At 64.6% G+C, this 16,795-nt stretch carries 15 protein-coding genes; 5 read left to right on the plus strand and 10 right to left on the minus strand.

The window, feature by feature from the left end; genetic code table 11:
- Nucleotides 1-6: 6 nt before the first annotated feature.
- From P6U25_RS32550 to P6U25_RS32570, 5 genes are all read right to left on the minus strand, one after another.
- Nucleotides 7-1,131: a Re/Si-specific NAD(P)(+) transhydrogenase subunit alpha gene (locus P6U25_RS32550; RefSeq protein WP_407148821.1), complete on the minus strand. Its 1,125-nt coding sequence runs from the start codon at nucleotides 1,129-1,131 to the stop codon at nucleotides 7-9.
- Nucleotides 1,132-1,273: 142 nt separating this feature from the next.
- On the minus strand, nucleotides 1,274-1,426 hold the full coding sequence (locus P6U25_RS32555; protein ID WP_407148822.1) for an aa3-type cytochrome c oxidase subunit IV: 153 nt from the start codon (nucleotides 1,424-1,426) through the stop codon (nucleotides 1,274-1,276).
- 82 nt (nucleotides 1,427-1,508) lie between these two features.
- Nucleotides 1,509-1,904: a type II toxin-antitoxin system death-on-curing family toxin gene (locus P6U25_RS32560; protein WP_407148823.1), complete on the minus strand. Its 396-nt coding sequence runs from the start codon at nucleotides 1,902-1,904 to the stop codon at nucleotides 1,509-1,511.
- Nucleotides 1,905-1,916: 12 nt separating this feature from the next.
- Complete coding sequence (locus tag P6U25_RS32565) at nucleotides 1,917-2,141, minus strand: AbrB family transcriptional regulator (protein ID WP_407148824.1); 225 nt, start codon at nucleotides 2,139-2,141, stop codon at nucleotides 1,917-1,919.
- A 122-nt stretch (nucleotides 2,142-2,263) separates the two neighbouring features.
- Nucleotides 2,264-4,165 (minus strand): M3 family oligoendopeptidase, encoded by a 1,902-nt coding sequence (locus P6U25_RS32570; RefSeq protein WP_407148825.1) that lies wholly within the window; start codon nucleotides 4,163-4,165, stop codon nucleotides 2,264-2,266.
- A gap of 142 nt (nucleotides 4,166-4,307) precedes the next feature.
- On the opposite strand from P6U25_RS32570, the gene P6U25_RS32575 reads away from it, so the two are divergent.
- From P6U25_RS32575 to P6U25_RS32585, 3 genes are all read left to right on the plus strand, one after another.
- The gene (locus P6U25_RS32575) at nucleotides 4,308-5,792 is read left to right on the plus strand and encodes a sigma-54-dependent transcriptional regulator (RefSeq protein ID WP_407148826.1); all 1,485 of its coding nucleotides are present in this window, start codon (nucleotides 4,308-4,310) and stop codon (nucleotides 5,790-5,792) included.
- Between the two features lie 334 nt (nucleotides 5,793-6,126).
- Nucleotides 6,127-8,475 carry a L,D-transpeptidase family protein gene (locus P6U25_RS32580; RefSeq protein ID WP_407148827.1) on the plus strand — a complete coding sequence of 783 codons (2,349 nt, stop codon included), beginning with the start codon at nucleotides 6,127-6,129 and terminating at the stop codon, nucleotides 8,473-8,475.
- Between the two features lie 266 nt (nucleotides 8,476-8,741).
- Nucleotides 8,742-10,325: a DUF882 domain-containing protein gene (locus P6U25_RS32585; RefSeq protein ID WP_407148828.1), complete on the plus strand. Its 1,584-nt coding sequence runs from the start codon at nucleotides 8,742-8,744 to the stop codon at nucleotides 10,323-10,325.
- 38 nt (nucleotides 10,326-10,363) lie between these two features.
- Here the strand turns inward: P6U25_RS32585 and P6U25_RS32590 are convergent, their stop codons facing one another.
- From P6U25_RS32590 to P6U25_RS32600, 3 genes are all read right to left on the minus strand, one after another.
- On the minus strand, nucleotides 10,364-12,127 hold the full coding sequence (locus tag P6U25_RS32590; RefSeq protein ID WP_407148829.1) for an adenylate/guanylate cyclase domain-containing protein: 1,764 nt from the start codon (nucleotides 12,125-12,127) through the stop codon (nucleotides 10,364-10,366).
- 119 nt (nucleotides 12,128-12,246) lie between these two features.
- On the minus strand, nucleotides 12,247-12,519 hold the full coding sequence (locus P6U25_RS32595) for a DUF2312 domain-containing protein (RefSeq protein ID WP_407148830.1): 273 nt from the start codon (nucleotides 12,517-12,519) through the stop codon (nucleotides 12,247-12,249).
- Between the two features lie 268 nt (nucleotides 12,520-12,787).
- Nucleotides 12,788-13,090, minus strand: coding sequence for a DUF1244 domain-containing protein (locus P6U25_RS32600; RefSeq protein WP_407148831.1), 303 nt, complete (start codon nucleotides 13,088-13,090; stop codon nucleotides 12,788-12,790).
- A gap of 265 nt (nucleotides 13,091-13,355) precedes the next feature.
- Between P6U25_RS32600 and P6U25_RS32605 the strand changes: the two genes are divergently transcribed.
- Nucleotides 13,356-13,892: a DUF1036 domain-containing protein gene (locus P6U25_RS32605; protein ID WP_407152678.1), complete on the plus strand. Its 537-nt coding sequence runs from the start codon at nucleotides 13,356-13,358 to the stop codon at nucleotides 13,890-13,892.
- Nucleotides 13,889-15,328 (plus strand): pyruvate kinase, encoded by a 1,440-nt coding sequence (pyk, locus tag P6U25_RS32610; protein WP_407148832.1) that lies wholly within the window; start codon nucleotides 13,889-13,891, stop codon nucleotides 15,326-15,328. The genes P6U25_RS32605 and pyk overlap by 4 nt, the downstream gene beginning before the upstream one ends.
- A gap of 54 nt (nucleotides 15,329-15,382) precedes the next feature.
- Here the strand turns inward: pyk and P6U25_RS32615 are convergent, their stop codons facing one another.
- Together P6U25_RS32615 and P6U25_RS32620 are read right to left on the minus strand one after the other, a co-directional pair.
- Entirely contained in the window at nucleotides 15,383-15,811 is a 429-nt protein-coding gene (locus P6U25_RS32615) for an OsmC family protein (protein ID WP_407148833.1), read from the minus strand.
- Nucleotides 15,812-15,887: 76 nt separating this feature from the next.
- The gene (locus P6U25_RS32620) at nucleotides 15,888-16,562 is read right to left on the minus strand and encodes a TetR/AcrR family transcriptional regulator (RefSeq protein WP_407148834.1); all 675 of its coding nucleotides are present in this window, start codon (nucleotides 16,560-16,562) and stop codon (nucleotides 15,888-15,890) included.
- Nucleotides 16,563-16,795 lie beyond the last annotated feature (233 nt).

A 16,795-nucleotide genomic window follows, 5' to 3' on the forward strand; every position in this document is an offset into this window, starting at 1 on the left:
CTCTCCTTATCTCGGCTGGAAGCTGGGATGGATGACGGCGCCGTCTTTGGTCAGCGCGGTGGCCTTCACCAGCTCGTCATCCCAGTTGACCGCGAGCGCCTTGTTGGCCTTGTCGACCATGGTCTCGATGAACGAGAACAGGTTGCGCGCATAAAGGCTGGACGCCGAGGCCGCGACGCGGCCGGCGACATTGGTGTAGCCGACGATCTTGATGCCATCGAGATCGACTACCTCGCCGGCCTTGGCGCCCTCGACATTGCCGCCGCGCTCGACCGCGAGATCGACCAACACCGAGCCGGGCTTCATCGACTTCACCATCTCGCTTGAAACCAGCTTCGGTGCGGGGCGGCCGGGGATCAGCGCGGTGGTGATGACGATATCCTGCTTCTTGATGTGCTCGGCGGTCAGCGCAGCCTGCTTGGCCTGGTACTCCTTCGACATCTCCTTGGCGTAGCCGCCGGCGGTCTGCGCGTTCTTGAACTCCTCGTCCTCGACGGCCAGGAATTTGGCACCCAGCGATTCCACCTGCTCCTTGGTGGCGGGGCGCACATCGGTCGCGGTGACGACGGCCCCGAGCCGCCGGGCGGTCGCGATCGCCTGCAGGCCGGCAACGCCGACGCCCATCACGAACACCTTTGCGGCCGGAACCGTGCCGGCCGCAGTCATCATCATCGGGAATGCGCGGCCGAAGGCTTCGGCGCCCTCGATCACCGCCCGGTAGCCCGCGAGGTTGGCCTGGGAAGACAGCACGTCCATCACCTGGGCGCGGGTGATGCGCGGCATCAGTTCCATGGCGAAGGCCGCAATGCCGGCATCGGCCATCGTCCTGAGCGCGGCCTCGTTGCCGTAGGGGTCCATGATCGCGATGACGAGCGCGCCGCGCTTGTATTTGGAGAGCTCGGCGGCCTCGGGCCGCTTCACCTTGATGACGATGTCGGCGTCCTTGACGGCGTCCGCGCTGACGGTGGCGCCGGCTGCGGTGAATTCCGAATCGGGCAGGCCCGACTTGACGCCCGCACCGGGCTCGACCGCGACCTCGGCACCCAGCGCCTTGAATTTCTTGATGGTATCGGGCGACGCCGCAACCCGCGGCTCGGACGGATCAATTTCCTTGGCAACAGCAATCTTCATGGGCCCTCCGGCGGCGCGAGCGGCGCACGCGTCTTCAAACTAGCGTTATTTTCGCCAGATTGGATACCCGGTTTTTGCCACCGGGTTGGACAGGAAAGTGCTGCGCCGCCAAGGCCGGCAGCGCCGCAGCCGATCTAGGGGATCAGAGCAGGAAATAGGCCATCAGGATGAGAATGATGGCGACGCTGATGGTGCCGTATTTGACCAGCATGAGGAAGCCCTCATAGGTCTGCTCATGCGCCAGGTAGTCGTTGCCGTCAGCGGTCGTGTACGCCACTTCGCTATGGTCTGCCATCCTTGTCCCCAGTCAGAAATTCGTTTCTCGCGAGCCATTACCGCAATCGCGGTGGCAGGGCAACGGCGCGGTCCCGATCGGGTCATTCGGAAGGCCAATTGTCCCGGATCCACCGGGCCAGACTGTCCTCGCTGACCTCGCCGGCCGCGAGGGAGAGGATCATCGACGTGGCGTGCGCCGGCTCCGGACTGAATCGAACGCTGTTCTTGTGAAGGAAGACCATCATCGTCATGAAGGCCATCCGTTTGTTGCCGTCGACGAAGGCGTGATTTTTCGCGAAGCCGAAGGCGTAGGCCGCCGCCAGTTCAGCCAAACCCGCTCGCTCATACCGCCATTTGTTGACGGGACGCTCGATCGCCGAGTGCAGCATCGCCGAATCGCGCAGGCCTGGGGCGCCGCCGAAGCGACGCAACTGACGGGCATGCAGGACGACGGCTTGATCGACGGTGATCCAAACCGGCTCCTTCGGGTCGCTCATGCGAGAAACCCGTCACTTCGCGAGCGTCGCCAGCGTATCGCGATATTTGTCCATGATCTCGTCGGCGATTTCCATGGTTCGCTCGAAATCGGGATCATACGGAAGCGCCTGAAAACCTCCTCCGGGAAGCTCCGTGATGTGCAATCGCTGACCGCGCTTGAGGTCAAGCCGCTGCATCAATTCGCGGGGGAGCAGCAGCCCATCGGAATTTCCGATCTTCTTGATTTCGATCTTCATGGCCGGAACTCATCTGCATGGCGGCCCGCGACAACGGAGCACGCGTTATACATCTGTATAACACATGCCCGACGCTCGTTCAACAGATGTTTTACGGCAGCCTTGAGGGTCCGCCAAGCAGATCAGCCCATCGCCTCCAGTTCGTCTATCATCCCGGCGATGACCGACAGACCGCCATCCCAGAATTTCGGGTCCTTGGCGTCGAGCCCGAACGGCTTGAGCAATTCGGAATAGTGCTTGGTGCCGCCGGCGGCGAGCATGTCGAGATAGCGCTCAGCGAAGCCCTCAGCGGCATGCTCGTAGACCGCATAGAGCGAGTTCACCAGGCAGTCGCCGAAGGCATAGGCATAGACATAGAACGGCGAATGGATGAAGTGCGGGATGTACATCCAGAATGTCTCGTAGCCCAGCTTGATCTCGATGGCGGGCCCAAGGCTTTCGCCCTGCACGCTGAGCCAGAGCTGACCGATCCGCTCGGCGGTGAGTTCGCCGTTCTTGCGCTCGGTGTGCACGGCGCGCTCGAAGGAATAGAACGCGATCTGCCGCACCACGGTGTTGATCATGTCCTCGACCTTGCCCGCCAGCAACGCCTGGCGCTGTTTGGCGTTCTTGGTCTGGGACAGCAGCCGCTTGAAGGTCAGCATCTCCCCGAACACGCTCGCGGTCTCGGCCAGCGTCAGCGGCGTCGGCGCCATCAGCGCGCCATTCTTCGCCGCCAGCACCTGGTGGACGCCGTGGCCGAGCTCATGCGCAAGCGTCATCACATCGCGCGGCTTGCCCTGATAGTTCATCAGCACATAGGGATGCGCCGACGGGGTGGTCGGATGCGAGAACGCGCCGGGCGCCTTGCCCGGTCGCACCGGCGCATCGATCCAGCGATCGGTGAAGAAGCGCTCCGCGATCTCGGCCATCCGGGGCGAGAAGCCGCGATAGGCCGACAGCACCATGTTGCGCGCCTCGGGCCAGGCGATCGTGCCTGATGCCGCGAACGGCAGCGGCGCGTTGCGGTCCCAGTGCGCCAGCTTCTTCTTTCCGAACCAGCCCGCCTTCAAGGCGTAATAGCGATGCGACAGCTTCGGATAGGCCGCGCGCACGGAGGCGACCAGCGCGTCGACCACCTCGCGCTCGACCCGGTTGTTGAGATGGCGGGAATCCGCGACATCCTGGAAGCCGCGCCAGCGATCGGAGATCTCCTTGTCCTTGGCGAGCGTATTGGTGACCAGCGCGAAGGTGCGTTCGTTGTCCTTGAAGGTCTTCGCCAGCGCCTGCGCCGCCGCCTTGCGCTTGTCGCCCACCTTGTCCTGCAACAGGTTCAGCGTCGGCTCGATCGCCAGCTCCTTGCCCGCGACCTTGAAGCGCAGGCTGGAGATGGTCTGGTCGAACAGCCGGTTCCAGGCCGCGTAGCCGCTCTGCGCCTTCTCGTGAAAGAGCTGCTCGACACGATCCTCGAGCTGATACGGCTTGTCCTTGCGCAAATCTTCGATCCACGGCCGGTAATGGCCAAGCTCGGGCTCGGCCATCGCGCGCTCGATCACATCATCGTCAACGCGATTGAGCTCGAGCGAGAAGAACAGCAGATGCACCGACGCTGCCGTCAGCCGCTCGGACACGTCGCCGTAGAATTTCGAGATCGCGGGATCGACGCTGTCGCCGGCGTGCACGAGGCCGGCGTAAGAGCCGAGCCGGCCGGCGAGATCGTCGATCGCCTCGTAGCGCCTGATTGCCTCGGCGAGCCATTTGCCGCCGCCATCGCGAGCGGTATTTTCCGCGAGCTTGCCTTTGTAGTCGGTCTCAAACGCGACGCAATCTGCATCCATTCTGGTCAGGTCGCGCGCGACTTCCGGCGCGTCGATACCGGAGTAGAGATCTGCCAGATTCCATTCGGGCAGCTTGCCGGTCTTGCTGGCCGCCTTTTTCGTCGCCGGTTTTGCGGCGGCGGATTTGCGTTGGGCGGTCGGCTTGCGGAGTGCGGCTTCTTTGCGGAGAGCGGACTTGTTGGGAGCAGATTTGGAGCGCGAGGTCATCTTGTTCGAAACCCTACTTCAGTCGGAAAGACGGCGGCGGCAGCGGAATGAATGCGGGATGGCAACGTTTAAGAGTGCGTTAATCGGCATCGGCGACAGTGCCCCGATTCGAGACAGATAATCGTAGCGTGCGGGGAAAACCATGGCTGCCACCATTTTGATCGCCGATGACGACGCAGTACAGCGTCGTTTGGTTGAAAACATGGTGCAGAAGTGCGGCTATGAGCCTCTCGTGGTGGATAGCGGCGACGCGGCCGTGGCTGCACTCACCGCCCCCGAGGCCCGCGCGATCGACGCCGTGGTGCTCGATCTCGTGATGCCCGGGCTCGACGGCCTTGGAGTCCTCGCAAAGATTCGTGAAGCTGGTTTGAACGTCCCGGTCATCGTGCAGACTGCGCATGGCGGGATCGACAATGTGGTGTCGGCCATGCGTGCCGGCGCCCAGGATTTCGTCGTCAAGCCGGCCAGCTTCGAACGGCTGCAGGTCTCCTTGCGCAATGCGCTCAACGCCTCCGCGCTCAAGGGTGAATTGCAGCGCATCCGGCATAGCCGCGAGGGCCGGCTGACCTTCTCCGACATCATCACCCGCAGCGAAGCCATGACCGGCGTGCTGCGCACCGCGCAGAAGGCGGCGGCCTCGACCATTCCTGTGCTGATCGAGGGCGAATCCGGTGTCGGCAAGGAACTGTTTGCACGCGCCATCCACGGCAGCAGCGAGCGCAAATCGAAGCCGTTCGTCGCCGTGAATTGCGGCGCGATCCCGGACAACCTCGTTGAATCGATCCTGTTCGGCCACGAGAAGGGCGCCTTCACCGGCGCCACCGAGCGCCATCAGGGCAAGTTCGTCGAGGCGCATGGTGGCACGCTGTTTCTCGACGAGGTCGGCGAATTGCCGCTGGCCACGCAGGTGAAGCTCTTGCGCGCGCTGCAGGAAGGCACCGTCGAGGCGGTCGGCGGACGCAAGCCGGTGAAGGTCGACGTCCGCATCATCTCCGCGACCAATCGCAAATTGCTCGATCTCGTGAAGGGCGGCCAGTTCCGCGAGGACCTGTTCTATCGACTGCACGTCCTGCCGCTGACCATTCCGGCGCTGCGGCAGCGGCGCGAGGACATTCCGCATTTGTTGCGGCATTTCCTGGCGCGCTTCTGCGCCGAGGAGAACCGCAGCATCACCGGCATCAGCGGCGAGGCGATGGCGCATCTGTCGCAGCTCGAGTGGCCCGGCAACATCCGCCAGCTCGAGAACACGGTGTACCGCGCCGTGGTGATGAGCGACGGCGACCAACTCGGGCTCGCCGATTTCCCGCAGACGACGGCGCATGCCGCGCCCGAGGGCAAGTCGTTGCAGGGTGAGCCGCTGATCGTATCGCCGTCCACGGCGCCCACGATGAGTTCTGGTAATGAAATACCCATTATGCTGCCCGCCGCAGGCAACCTCTCGATGCTCAATGCCTCAGGCGATGTGCGTCCGCTGGAAGACCTCGAAAACGAAATCATCCGCTTCGCGATCTCGCACTATCGCGGACAGATGTCGGAGGTCGCGCGCCGCCTCAAAATCGGCCGGTCGACACTTTATCGCAAGCTCGACGACGCCGCGGCCGGCTCGCGCGCCACCGACGCCAACTAGGGTTTGTGGCCGCTGGGCTTTATGGCCGACCGGTGACGTACGCAAACGGCCGCCCGCGGGAACCTTTTGAACCGTGGCCTCGCGGTGACAGACAAACATCGGGCTGCGTGGCAAAAACGCTCAGCCCGAATGAAATCAGGTGGTTCGGGGTCAGTTTGTCGTGAGTTGCCCCTGCATGGCGCTGGCTGCATGAGAGGGGCGTCTGTATCGTCTGCGTTGGTTGCGTGCAGGCGTTGCGAGTTGATTGAGAAGGCCGGCGCTTCCGCGCAAGCTGCGAAACCAAACACTGACTTGAGCTGCTCAATGCAAGGGCAGTTTCGCCCAGGGGGTGACGATGCGTGACTGTTCGAACGACCGTCAGGGATTTGACCGCGTATTGATGGCCATCGCGGCAACCTTCCTCACGGTGTCCGCGACCGCAGCTTTCGCACAGGACACATCTCGCTCCAGCCCCGCGGAACTCGCCATCGACGCCGCGATCCCGCGCCCTGAACCCGCCAATGTGCCGCCGCCGACCGCGAGCGATTTCAAGCTGGACACGACCGCCGCGCTGCCCGACGCCACGAAGAAGGCGACCGATACGAAGCCGGTTGATGCACAGGCGACCGACACCAAGCCGACCGATGCCAAGCCCACCGATGCAATGCCCATCGGCGCCAAGGCCGTTGATGCAAAACCGGCCGACGTGAAGCCGGCCGAGCCGAGCGCGACTGCGACGACGACCGAACCGAAGCCCGCAGACGTTGCCACTACGCCGCCAACCGACAGCAAGCCCGCCGACGCGCCGAAGACCGACACCGCGGCCGCGCCCGCAGCGGCACCAGACGCGGCAACGGCAGCGGCGCCCGCGACAGCTCCTGCTCCTGCAACGGCAGCGGCGCCTGCGGCGTCCCCGGCTCCTGCCACTGCTGCGGCGCCAGCAACCGAGCCCGCCAAAGCCGCGAGCAACGTTCCGGCCGAGGATCAGCCTGTCGCCGACAAGCTGCGCGAGCTGCTGGCCAGCAAGACCTTGCGCACCTTCGACCGCAAGAACGAACGCGCGGCGGCCGAGAAATTCTATTCAGCCCGCGACTATGCCCCGGTCTTCACCAAGGCCGGCAAGCTGACCGAGACCGGCAAAGGCGTGATTGCGCGTCTGAAGGATGCGGCCTCCGACGGCCTTGATCCGGACGACTATGTGGTGCCGGACTTCACCGCCGCGACTTCGCCCGACGCGCTGGCCGAAGCCGAGCTGAAGCTCGCCGGCAGCATGCTGGACTACGCGCGGCAGGCGCAGAGCGGTCGCATGCATTGGTCGCAGGTGTCGGCGGACATCCTCTATCCGGAACACCCGATCGATCCGGCGGAAGTATTCGCGCATGTGACGGGGGCGAAGGACGCCTCGAGCGCGCTCGACAGCTACAACCCGCCGCACAAGCTCTACAAGGAGCTGAAGAAGAAGCTCGCGGAGCTGCGCGGCCAGGGCGACGGCCCGGTGGTCCGGATCGCCGAGGGCCCGACGCTGCGCTACGTTGCCGCGCGCGGCAAGAAGGAAGCGGTCGAGACGGACGATCCGCGCGTGCCGGACCTGCGCAACAAGCTCGGCATCACGGAGAATCCCGAGAGCACGACGTATGACGCGACAGTCGCCAGGGCGGTGCAGAAATTCCAGAGCAGCGTCGAGCTCAAGCCGACAGGCGTTCTCGACGACCGCACCGTGAAGGCGCTGAACAGCCCGAAGCGCGACAAGCAGATCGACACCGTGATCGTCAACATGGAGCGTTGGCGCTGGCTGCCGCGCCAGCTCGGCGCCGCCAATGTCGGCGATGCCTATGTGATCCTCAACATCCCCGACTACACGCTGAAGGTGATGCAGAACGGGGCGCAGGTCTGGTCCACACGCGTCGTGACCGGCAAGCCCGGCCAGCATGCCACGCCGCTTCTGACCGAGACGATGAAGTACATCACGGTCAATCCGACCTGGAATGTGCCGCCCTCGATCATCTACAACGAGTACCTGCCGGCCTTGCAGCAGGATCCGACGGTGCTGCAACGCATGGGCCTCAGGCTCGAGCGAAACCGCGACGGCACGATCCACATCTCGCAGCCGCCAGGTGAGGCCAACGCGCTCGGCCGCATTCGCTTCAATTTCCCGAACAAGTTCCTGGTCTATCAGCACGACACGCCGGACAAGTACCTGTTCGCCAAGCAAGAGCGCGCCTTCAGCCACGGCTGCATGCGGGTGCAGAACCCGGACCAGTACGCCTCCATCCTGCTCAACATCACTGAGCCGAACGCGCGCTACACGCCGGAGCGGATCCGCAGCATGTACGGCTCCAGCGAAGTCGACCTGAAATTCCCGACGCCGATCCCGGTCAACATCACCTATCAGACCGCGTTCGTGGATGACGCCGGCAAGCTGGAATTCCGCAAGGACATCTACGGCCGCGACGCCACCATGCTGTCGCTGCTCAGGAACAGCCGCGGCAAGGACCTCGAAACGGTGGTGGCGCATGCACAGCCGAGCTACGCGCGGCCGCCGAGCAGCAGCCTGCCCGCCGGCGTCAACGTCGCCGGTGACAACGGCGGTTGGAATTCCGGACCGAGCTTCTTCGAGCGCCTGTTCGGGGGATTCGGACAGCCGGAGCCGCAGCCGGTGCGCCGCGGCCAGGCCCAGCAGCAGCGTCGGATCTACACCCGTTGAGCTGTGGCTTCCGGCCCAATTTCGGTAGATTTTGAAGTGAAATCAACGATTTCGTCCACGGGATGAGATCGTTGATTTTAACCATCCCGGTCGCCGTCGCGGTACCGGGCTATTTTTCGCCACACTCAACCCGTTAGTTAACGCCCAACTTGGGGGCGGGTCGGTAAACCTCGGTTAACCCTCCCGCTTTAAGAAAGCGTTCACCGTCATTCGCAGGGGGTCTGCGAAGATGCCGACCGAACGCTCGTCGACTGGGTGGGCTTATAGTGCTGGCTGTTTTCGCACGCCGCTTCATTCCGCTGTCGCTGCCTAAGGCCGGTTACCAAGTCGGCCTAACGTCGCTATTGCTCCTTGCTGGCGCTGGGTCGGTTCACGATGCGACCGCGCTGAACGAGACCCGCACCCTCTCCTTCCACCACACTCATTCCGGCGAAGACCTCACCGTCACCTTCAAGCGCAACGGCCGTTACGACGAAGCGGCGCTGAAGCAGCTCAACCACTATCTGCGCGACTGGCGCAACCAGGACGAGACGGTGATGGACCGTCACCTGTTCGACATCCTCTGGGAAGTTTATCGCGACGTCGACGGCAAGCAGCCGATCCAGATCATTTCCGCCTACCGCTCCCCCGCTACCAATGCCATGCTGCGCCGCCGCTCCTCGGGCGTTGCGCGCCACAGCCAGCACATGCTGGGGCACGCGATGGATTTCTACATTCCCGGCGTGCCGCTTGAGCAGATCCGCTACGCGGGCCTTCGCCTGCAGCGCGGTGGCGTCGGCTTCTATCCGACCTCGGGCTCGCCCTTCGTCCATCTCGATACCGGCAGCATCCGCCACTGGCCGCGCATGACGCGCGAGCAGTTGGTCAGGGTGTTCCCGGACGGCCGCACCGTCCATGTCCCGACCGATGGCACGCCGCTGAAGGGATATGAACTCGCCAAGGCCGACATCGAGCGACGCCGCAATGGCGACGACGCAGCGACCATCGCCAAGCCGAGCCTGTTCGCCAAGCTGTTCGGCGTCGGCAAGTCGACCGACGACGAAGACGAAGCTGCTGCGCCCGTGAGCGACAAGCCGGCGGCCAAGACTGCGGTCGCCGCCGCAGCGCCCGCCAAGCCCGCCGATCCCGTTCCAATGCCGCGCGCCAAGCCCCAGATCATGGCCGCGATCCAGCTCGCGGCGGCGGACGCGCAACTCGTTCCGACGCCGAAGGGCAAGCCACAGGTCCAGGCCGCCGACAACAACGGACCGCAATCACCCGCCGACATCATCAACGCCCGCGGCTTCTGGGGCGACGCGACGGCCACGCCGAAGCAGGCCTCGCCGGAGCAGATCGCGGCGCTGAAAGCCCGCGAGGCCGTCGGCGCCGCCGATCCGCAAGCAACCGCCAGCGCGACGGAAAACTTCAACAAGGCGCTCGCCTATGCGCCGGCCACGTCCTCGCCGGTCGACCACGCCAACATCGTTGCAGCGTCCGCGCCGGTCCCACGCAGCGTGCGCTCGACCCGCAACGCTGCCGCGGCCGCCACCGAGATCAACACTGTTGTCGCCAAGGGCGCGCAGGGCCAGGGCGTGATCATGACGTCGGCCCGCATCTCCGCCGCCAAGGGCAACGACACCTGGATGCGTGTCGTGCTGTTGGCGCCGAGCGCCAGCAACGGCATGCTGACCACGGTGCTTGGTGATACCGACATGAGCCTGATGCGTGCTCACTTCATCAAGCCGGAGACGTCGGTCGCGATGACCTTCTCGGATGATCCGATGATGGGGATGACCTGCGACCGCTTTTCGGGCACCGCCACCGCCGTGCTGGCAACCCAATCGTTCGTGCGCACCGCCTCGCTGCGCTAAACTTCAACCCCAGTCACTCGTGTTCGCGCCCAGCCGCCTCAAGCCGGCAGCCCGGCCTTGATCAGGCCGGCCTCGTAGCGCGCCCGGTCGAGATCGCGCTTGTAGTGCTGGGTAGCCAGGTGCGCAGCGACCGAGAACGCCGGTTCCCGCTTCAGCACCTCGGCGGCGTGCGCGCCGGCTGCCACCGCATCACCCATCTGTGCCAGTGTCGCGGCAAGGAAGGCGTGATGGGTGTGATCGGGCCGCGTGATGCGCGAGAACGCGTCGGCGGCGTCGGCGTATTTTTCGGCACAATAGCGGGCGCGGCCGAGATGGCTCCAGAAGCGCTCCGGATGATACGGGTTGAGGCGCATTGCCCGCTTGATCCAGTCGATACCCTCCTCCGGCCGCCCGAGCCAGGTCAAGAGCTCGCCCTGCTGCACGACGACGAGGTCGTAGTTCGGGTTGAGGGCGAGCGCGCGTTCCTGGTGGAAGGCTGCCTTGTCGTGGTCGTCGCGATTGAGGTTCAGCGCGGCGAGGATCCGATGCACATCGCTGTCATTGTCGTCGAGCTTGAGCGCGATTTCGAGTTCCGAAGCCACCTGCTCGAAGGTCGCGTCGCGATCGTCGCACCAATTATAGACCCAGGTCTGCCCGAGCACGCAGGCCCGCCAGGCATGCGCGTGCGCATAGTTGGGGTCGAGCACAATCGCCCGCTCCAGCAAACGCTGCGCTTCCATATTGTCGTCCCGCGCCGAGCGATGATGCAGAACCTTGGCGGCCAACACGCATTCGTAGGCCGCCATGTTGTCGGTCGGCTTGCGCTTGACGCGGTCGTGGGCGGCCGCCTCGACGCGCCCCGGCAAGGTCGCCACGATCGCGCGCGTCATCTCGTCCTGGATCGCGAAGATATCGGCAAGCTCGCGGTCATAGCGCTCGGCCCAGACGTGGCGGTCGGCTTCTGCGTCGATCAGTTGCACCGTGACGCGGATGCGGCCGCCCGCCTTGCGCACACTGCCCTCCAGCACGTAGTCGACCGCGAATTCCTTCGCGACGTCCTGCACCTTCACGGCCTTGCCCTTGTAGACAAAGGTCGAGTTGCGCGAAATCACGAGCAGATCGTGGAAGCGCGACAGCTCGGTGATGATGTCCTCGGTGAGGCCGTCGGCGAAGAACTCCTGCTCGGGATCGCCGCTCATGTTGACGAGCGGCAACACCGCGATCGAGGGCTTCCTGGCGACCGCGGGCGCTGCCGTCCCTTGCGGATGCGTCGGGGCGGGCGTTGCATCGGAGTCGAGATGGATGCGGAAGACCCGGATCGGGCGGGCGATATTCTTGACGGTCTGATCGCCGAGATCCTCGAAGCTCAGATCCTCCAGGCGATCGCCGACCTGGTCGCGGACTGCGGCCGAAATACAGATGCCGCCGGGCTCGGCTAGCGTTTCCAGACGGGACGCGACGTTGACGCCGTCCCCGAAGATGTCGTTGCCGTCAACGATCACGTCGCCAAGATTGATGCCGATGCGAAACTGCATCCATCGCGCCGGCGCGACGTCGGTGTTGCGCTTTGCCATCCGGCGCTGCACTTCGGCAGCGCACAGCACCGCATCCACGACGCTGTGGAATTCGACCAGCATGCCGTCGCCGGTGGTCTTGATGATGCGGCCGCGGTTCTTGCTGATGGCCGGATCGATCAGCTCGATCCGGTGGGTCTTGAGGCGCGCAAGGGTGCCCGTCTCGTCAGCTTCCATGAGCCGACTGAAGCCGACCATGTCAGCCGCGAGGACCGCAGCGAGCCGGCGCTCTGGTCCTGGCACATCCATCTGCGATCTGCCCGGTTACTCGCCGAGCAGTGTAGCAAATCCCGGAAATGGACCCAAGACTTATCGACCCAGACCTTGGAGCGACGCCTTGAACCGCCCCGCCGGCGGATAGAGCCGACTCACAGCATCCCGAGCGCCTGCATGTAGGTCTCGAGAATGGTCTCTTGCTCCTGGCGCTCGTTCGCATCCTGCTTGCGCAGGCGCACGATGGTGCGCAGCGCCTTGACGTCGAAGCCGTTGCCCTTGGCCTCGGCGTAGACGTCACGGATGTCGTCCGAGATCGTCTTCTTCTCTTCCTCCAGCCGCTCGATGCGTTCGATGATGGACTTGAGCTGGTCCTTGGCAAATCGCGTTGCGGGCTCATCCTGAATGGCGGCAGAGGTGGTGGCCATCGCGTACTCCTGAAATGGCATTGAAATGTCGCGCGAATACGCGCCACGCGCACCGCTTGTTGCGGGCGACCCTCGATTTTGAAGCGCGTTCCGTCAAGGAAACATCGCACTCATCCACAGCGCGCCCACAGGAGATGCGTCGATTGATGAAGCGACGTCATTTCGGAGCGTCCGAAGGACGAACCCGGAATCTCGAGATTCCCCGGTGCGCAATTGCGCACCTGAGGTTCGATGCTGCCGCATCGCCCCGGAATGACATCACATGGGCTTAGTGTCCGGGGTGGGATTTCTTCATCGCAGCGAGTTGCTCGGGCGTGGCACTGCCCTGATATTTGGCCTTCCACTCCTCGTAGGGCATGCCGTAGACGGCCTCGCGGCTCTCGTCCTTGCTGACGGCAATCCCCTTGGCGTCGGCCTCTTCCTTCATCCAGTTGGAGAGGCAATTGCGGCAGAAGCCGGCGAGGTTCATCAGATCGATGTTCTGGACGTCGGTCCGGTTGCGCAAGTGATCGACGAGGCGCCGAAAGACCGCAGCCTCGAGCTCCGTTCTGGTTTTGTCGTCAATATTCATTGCCGTCATCCCGATGATTCGTCGGCACCCTACTTGCAACAAGTGGGAATTGTCACAGTTTTTGCCATATCGCCGCGCAAAACAGCGCCGGATCGGCCCCATGTGCCGCCTGGTAACGCGGAAATGCGCGCCCCGACCGTTGACAGTTCCCGCCGGGGCACGCGAAATCGTCAATGATTTGATATAGCTTCGCCGCATGAGTCCAACAGATTCCCCCGCATCAACCACCCGTGCCATCCGCCTGATCCAGGCCGGCGTCCTGCCGATGCTGGCGCTTGTCGCGGCCTGCCTGTGGACCAGCCCGGCGGCCGCCGATTTCCGGCTGTGCAACAACACCTCGAGCCGGGTCGGGATCGCGCTCGGCTACAAGGATGCCGAGGGCTGGACCACCGAAGGCTGGTGGAACGTGTCGTCGCGCGCCTGCGAGACGCTGCTGCGCGGTAATCTGGTCGCACGCTACTACTACATCTACGCGCTCGATTATGATCGCGGCGGCGAATGGTCCGGCCAGGCGTTCATGTGCTCGCGCGACAAGGAATTCACCATCAAGGGTACCGAGAATTGCCTAGCGCGCGGCTATGACCGCACCGGCTTCTTCGAGGTCGACACCGGCGAGCAGCGTGCATGGACCGTCCAGCTAACAGAGGCCAACGAACAACAGCCGCAGAAACTGCCGGGAATGCCGGGCGGAGTAGCTCCGGACAATCCCGGAGCAATGCCCGGCCTGCCAAATCCGCCGGCCGCAGCGCCTCCGGGCGCGTCTGGTCTGCCGCCAGCCGCAACGCCCGGAAACAAACAATGAGACGACTGCGCCGCATCAAGATCCTCGCAACCCTCGGGCCGGCCTCCTCGGACAGCGCGATGATCCGCAAGCTGTTCGAGGCCGGCGCCGACATGTTCCGCATCAACATGAGCCATACCCCGCACGACAAGATGCGGGAACTGGTCAAGACCATCCGCAATGTCGAATCGAGTTATGGGCGGCCGATCGGCATCCTGGTCGACCTGCAGGGGCCGAAGCTGCGGCTCGGCGCCTTCGCGGAAGGGTCGACGCAGCTCAAGAACGGCCAGACCTTCGTTCTCGATTCCGACAAGACGCCGGGTGACAACAATCGCGTGCAGCTTCCGCATCCGGAGATCCTGGCTGCGCTCCGTCCGGGTCATGCGCTTTTGCTCGACGACGGCAAGGTGAGGCTGATCGCCGAGGAAACCTCCCCTGAACGCGCTGTGACGCGCGTGGTAATCGGCGGCCGGATGTCGGATCGCAAGGGCGTCAGCCTGCCCGACACAGATCTGCCAGTCTCGGCGATGACGGCAAAGGACCGCGCCGACCTCGATGCCGCGCTGACCACCGGCATCGACTGGGTTGCGCTGTCCTTCGTGCAGCGCGCCGAAGACGTGCACGAGGCCAAGAAGATGATCCGCGGCCGCGCCGCCGTGATGGCCAAGATCGAGAAGCCGCAGGCGATCGACCGCCTCGCCGACATCATCGACGCATCCGACGCGCTGATGGTGGCGCGCGGCGATCTCGGCGTCGAATTGCCGCTGGAACGAGTGCCGAGCCTGCAGAAGCAGATGACGCGCATGGCGCGCCGCGCCGGCAAGCCGGTGGTGATCGCCACCCAGATGCTGGAATCGATGATCCAGACGCCGGTGCCGACGCGCGCCGAGGTCTCCGACGTTGCCACCGCCGTCTACGAAGGCGCCGACGCCATCATGCTGTCGGCGGAATCCGCCGCCGGCAAATTCCCGGTGGAGGCGGTCTCGACCATGAACCGCATCGGCGAGGAAGTGGAGCGCGACCCGACCTATCGCGGCGTGCTCAACGCCCAGCGCGTCGATCCGGAGCCGACGGTGGGCGACGCCATTGCCGATGCGGCGCGGCAGATCGCCGAGACGCTCGATCTGTCGGCCATCATCTGCTGGACCTCCTCGGGCTCGACCGCGATCCGCGTGGCGCGCGAACGGCCCAAGGTGCCGGTGGTCGCGATCACGCCGAACCTCGTCACCGGCCGCAAGCTCTCCGTCGCCTGGGGCGTGCATTGCGTGGTCGCGGAGGACGCGCATGATCTCGACGACATGGTCAGCCGCGCCGGCTCGATAGCCTTCCGGGACGGTTTCGCCAAAGCCGGCCAGCGCGTCATCATCGTCGCCGGCGTGCCGCTGCGCGAGCCCGGCACCACCAACATGCTGCGCATCGCCTCGGTCGGGCCGAACGGTGAAGCGGAAGTGGTCTGACACGCCGCAGCGTTCCGGGTCCGCCGTGCATGACCCGGAACTTGGGTGGATCGATCAGCCCTGCAACGATGCGTCGAGCGTGATCTTGGTGTTGAGCAGTTTCGACACCGGGCATCCGGTCTTGGCCTTGCCGGCTAATTCCTGAAACTTCGCGTTGTCAGCGCCGGGAACCTTCGCGGTCAGCTTCAGGTGCACTGACGTGATGGCGAATCCGTCACCGGCCTTTTCCAGCGTCACGTCGGCCGTGGTCTCCATGTGCTCGGCCGTGAGCTTGGCCTCGCCCAGGATCAACGACAACGCCATCGTGAAGCACGCGGCATGCGCCGCACCGATCAGTTCCTCGGGGTTCGAGCCCGGCTTGCCCTCGAAGCGGCTGGCGAAGCCATAGGGATAATCCTTCAGAGCGCCGCTCTTGGTCGAGATCGCGCCCTTGCCGTCCTTGATGCCGCCCTGCCATTTGGCCGAGCCATGGGTCGTCGTCATGCGTTGCTCCTTGAGGTTCGCCGCGCCCAGCGCCCGAAGCTACAACGCCGATGCAACAGGAAGCGTTCGCATCGTGTCAGGCGCCGACCAGCGCCTTGGCCGGCGTCGTCGCCTGTACCACCAGCCCACGGGCGCGCGCATCCATCACGCCGACGGCGCGCAACGCGAGCAGGGTCACGGTCTGCACCGCATCGCGCAGCTTGACGGGTTCTTCGAGATTGGCCGGCGCTAGCGGACCGACCAGCGCCTCGTGCAGCGCGCCGAGCAGGGCCGTGGCTGCCAGGCCTGTGTCCTGGGCGGGCAGATGGCCGGCTCGCACCGCGGCATCGATGCGCGTCGCAAGCTCGCCGGAAATGTCACGGCGGCAGGCGAGACGCGAGGCGGTAACGTCGACATCGACCGGCTCGGCAAGGATGCCCCAGGCGAGCTTGCGGTGCGACAGCACGTGAATCGCGATGGTTGTCACGGCCGCGGCCAACGCCGATGACGGACCAGGCGCGGCATCAGCCGCGCGGCGGATCGCGGCGAGTTCGTCACGCGACACATCCGCGATCAGTTCCGAGATCAGATCGGCCTTTGAGGGGAAATAGCGATAGACGGTGCCGGCTGCCACATTGGCGCGGACCGCGACCGGAGCGATCTGGACCGCCGCCATGCCGCCGTCAGCGGCGGCGTCGCGCGCTGCGGACAGGATTGCGCTGCGCCGGGCAGCCAGCCGCTTCACGACTTGATGAGTGCGCCGATACACCATGGCGTTGCCGTCCCCCCGGGCGCGCAGCCCGCCGGCGCCCACCGGCAGAACGCACGCGTCTTCAAAGCCTTGAGCGATTGATCCCGCAATCGCCACAAGAAGTGAACAACTATTCAGACAGAAAGACAAGGTGGATTTGTAAGGAATTTGCGACAGCGGAATGCTCGCCAGGATTGCGGCAGCGGTGCGCTTGACGGTGGATCGGCACCGACCAGGACATCGCAAGGCGCACG

The organism is Bradyrhizobium sp. ORS 86, assembly GCF_045571475.1.
In the GTDB taxonomy this organism is placed as follows: domain Bacteria; phylum Pseudomonadota; class Alphaproteobacteria; order Rhizobiales; family Xanthobacteraceae; genus Bradyrhizobium.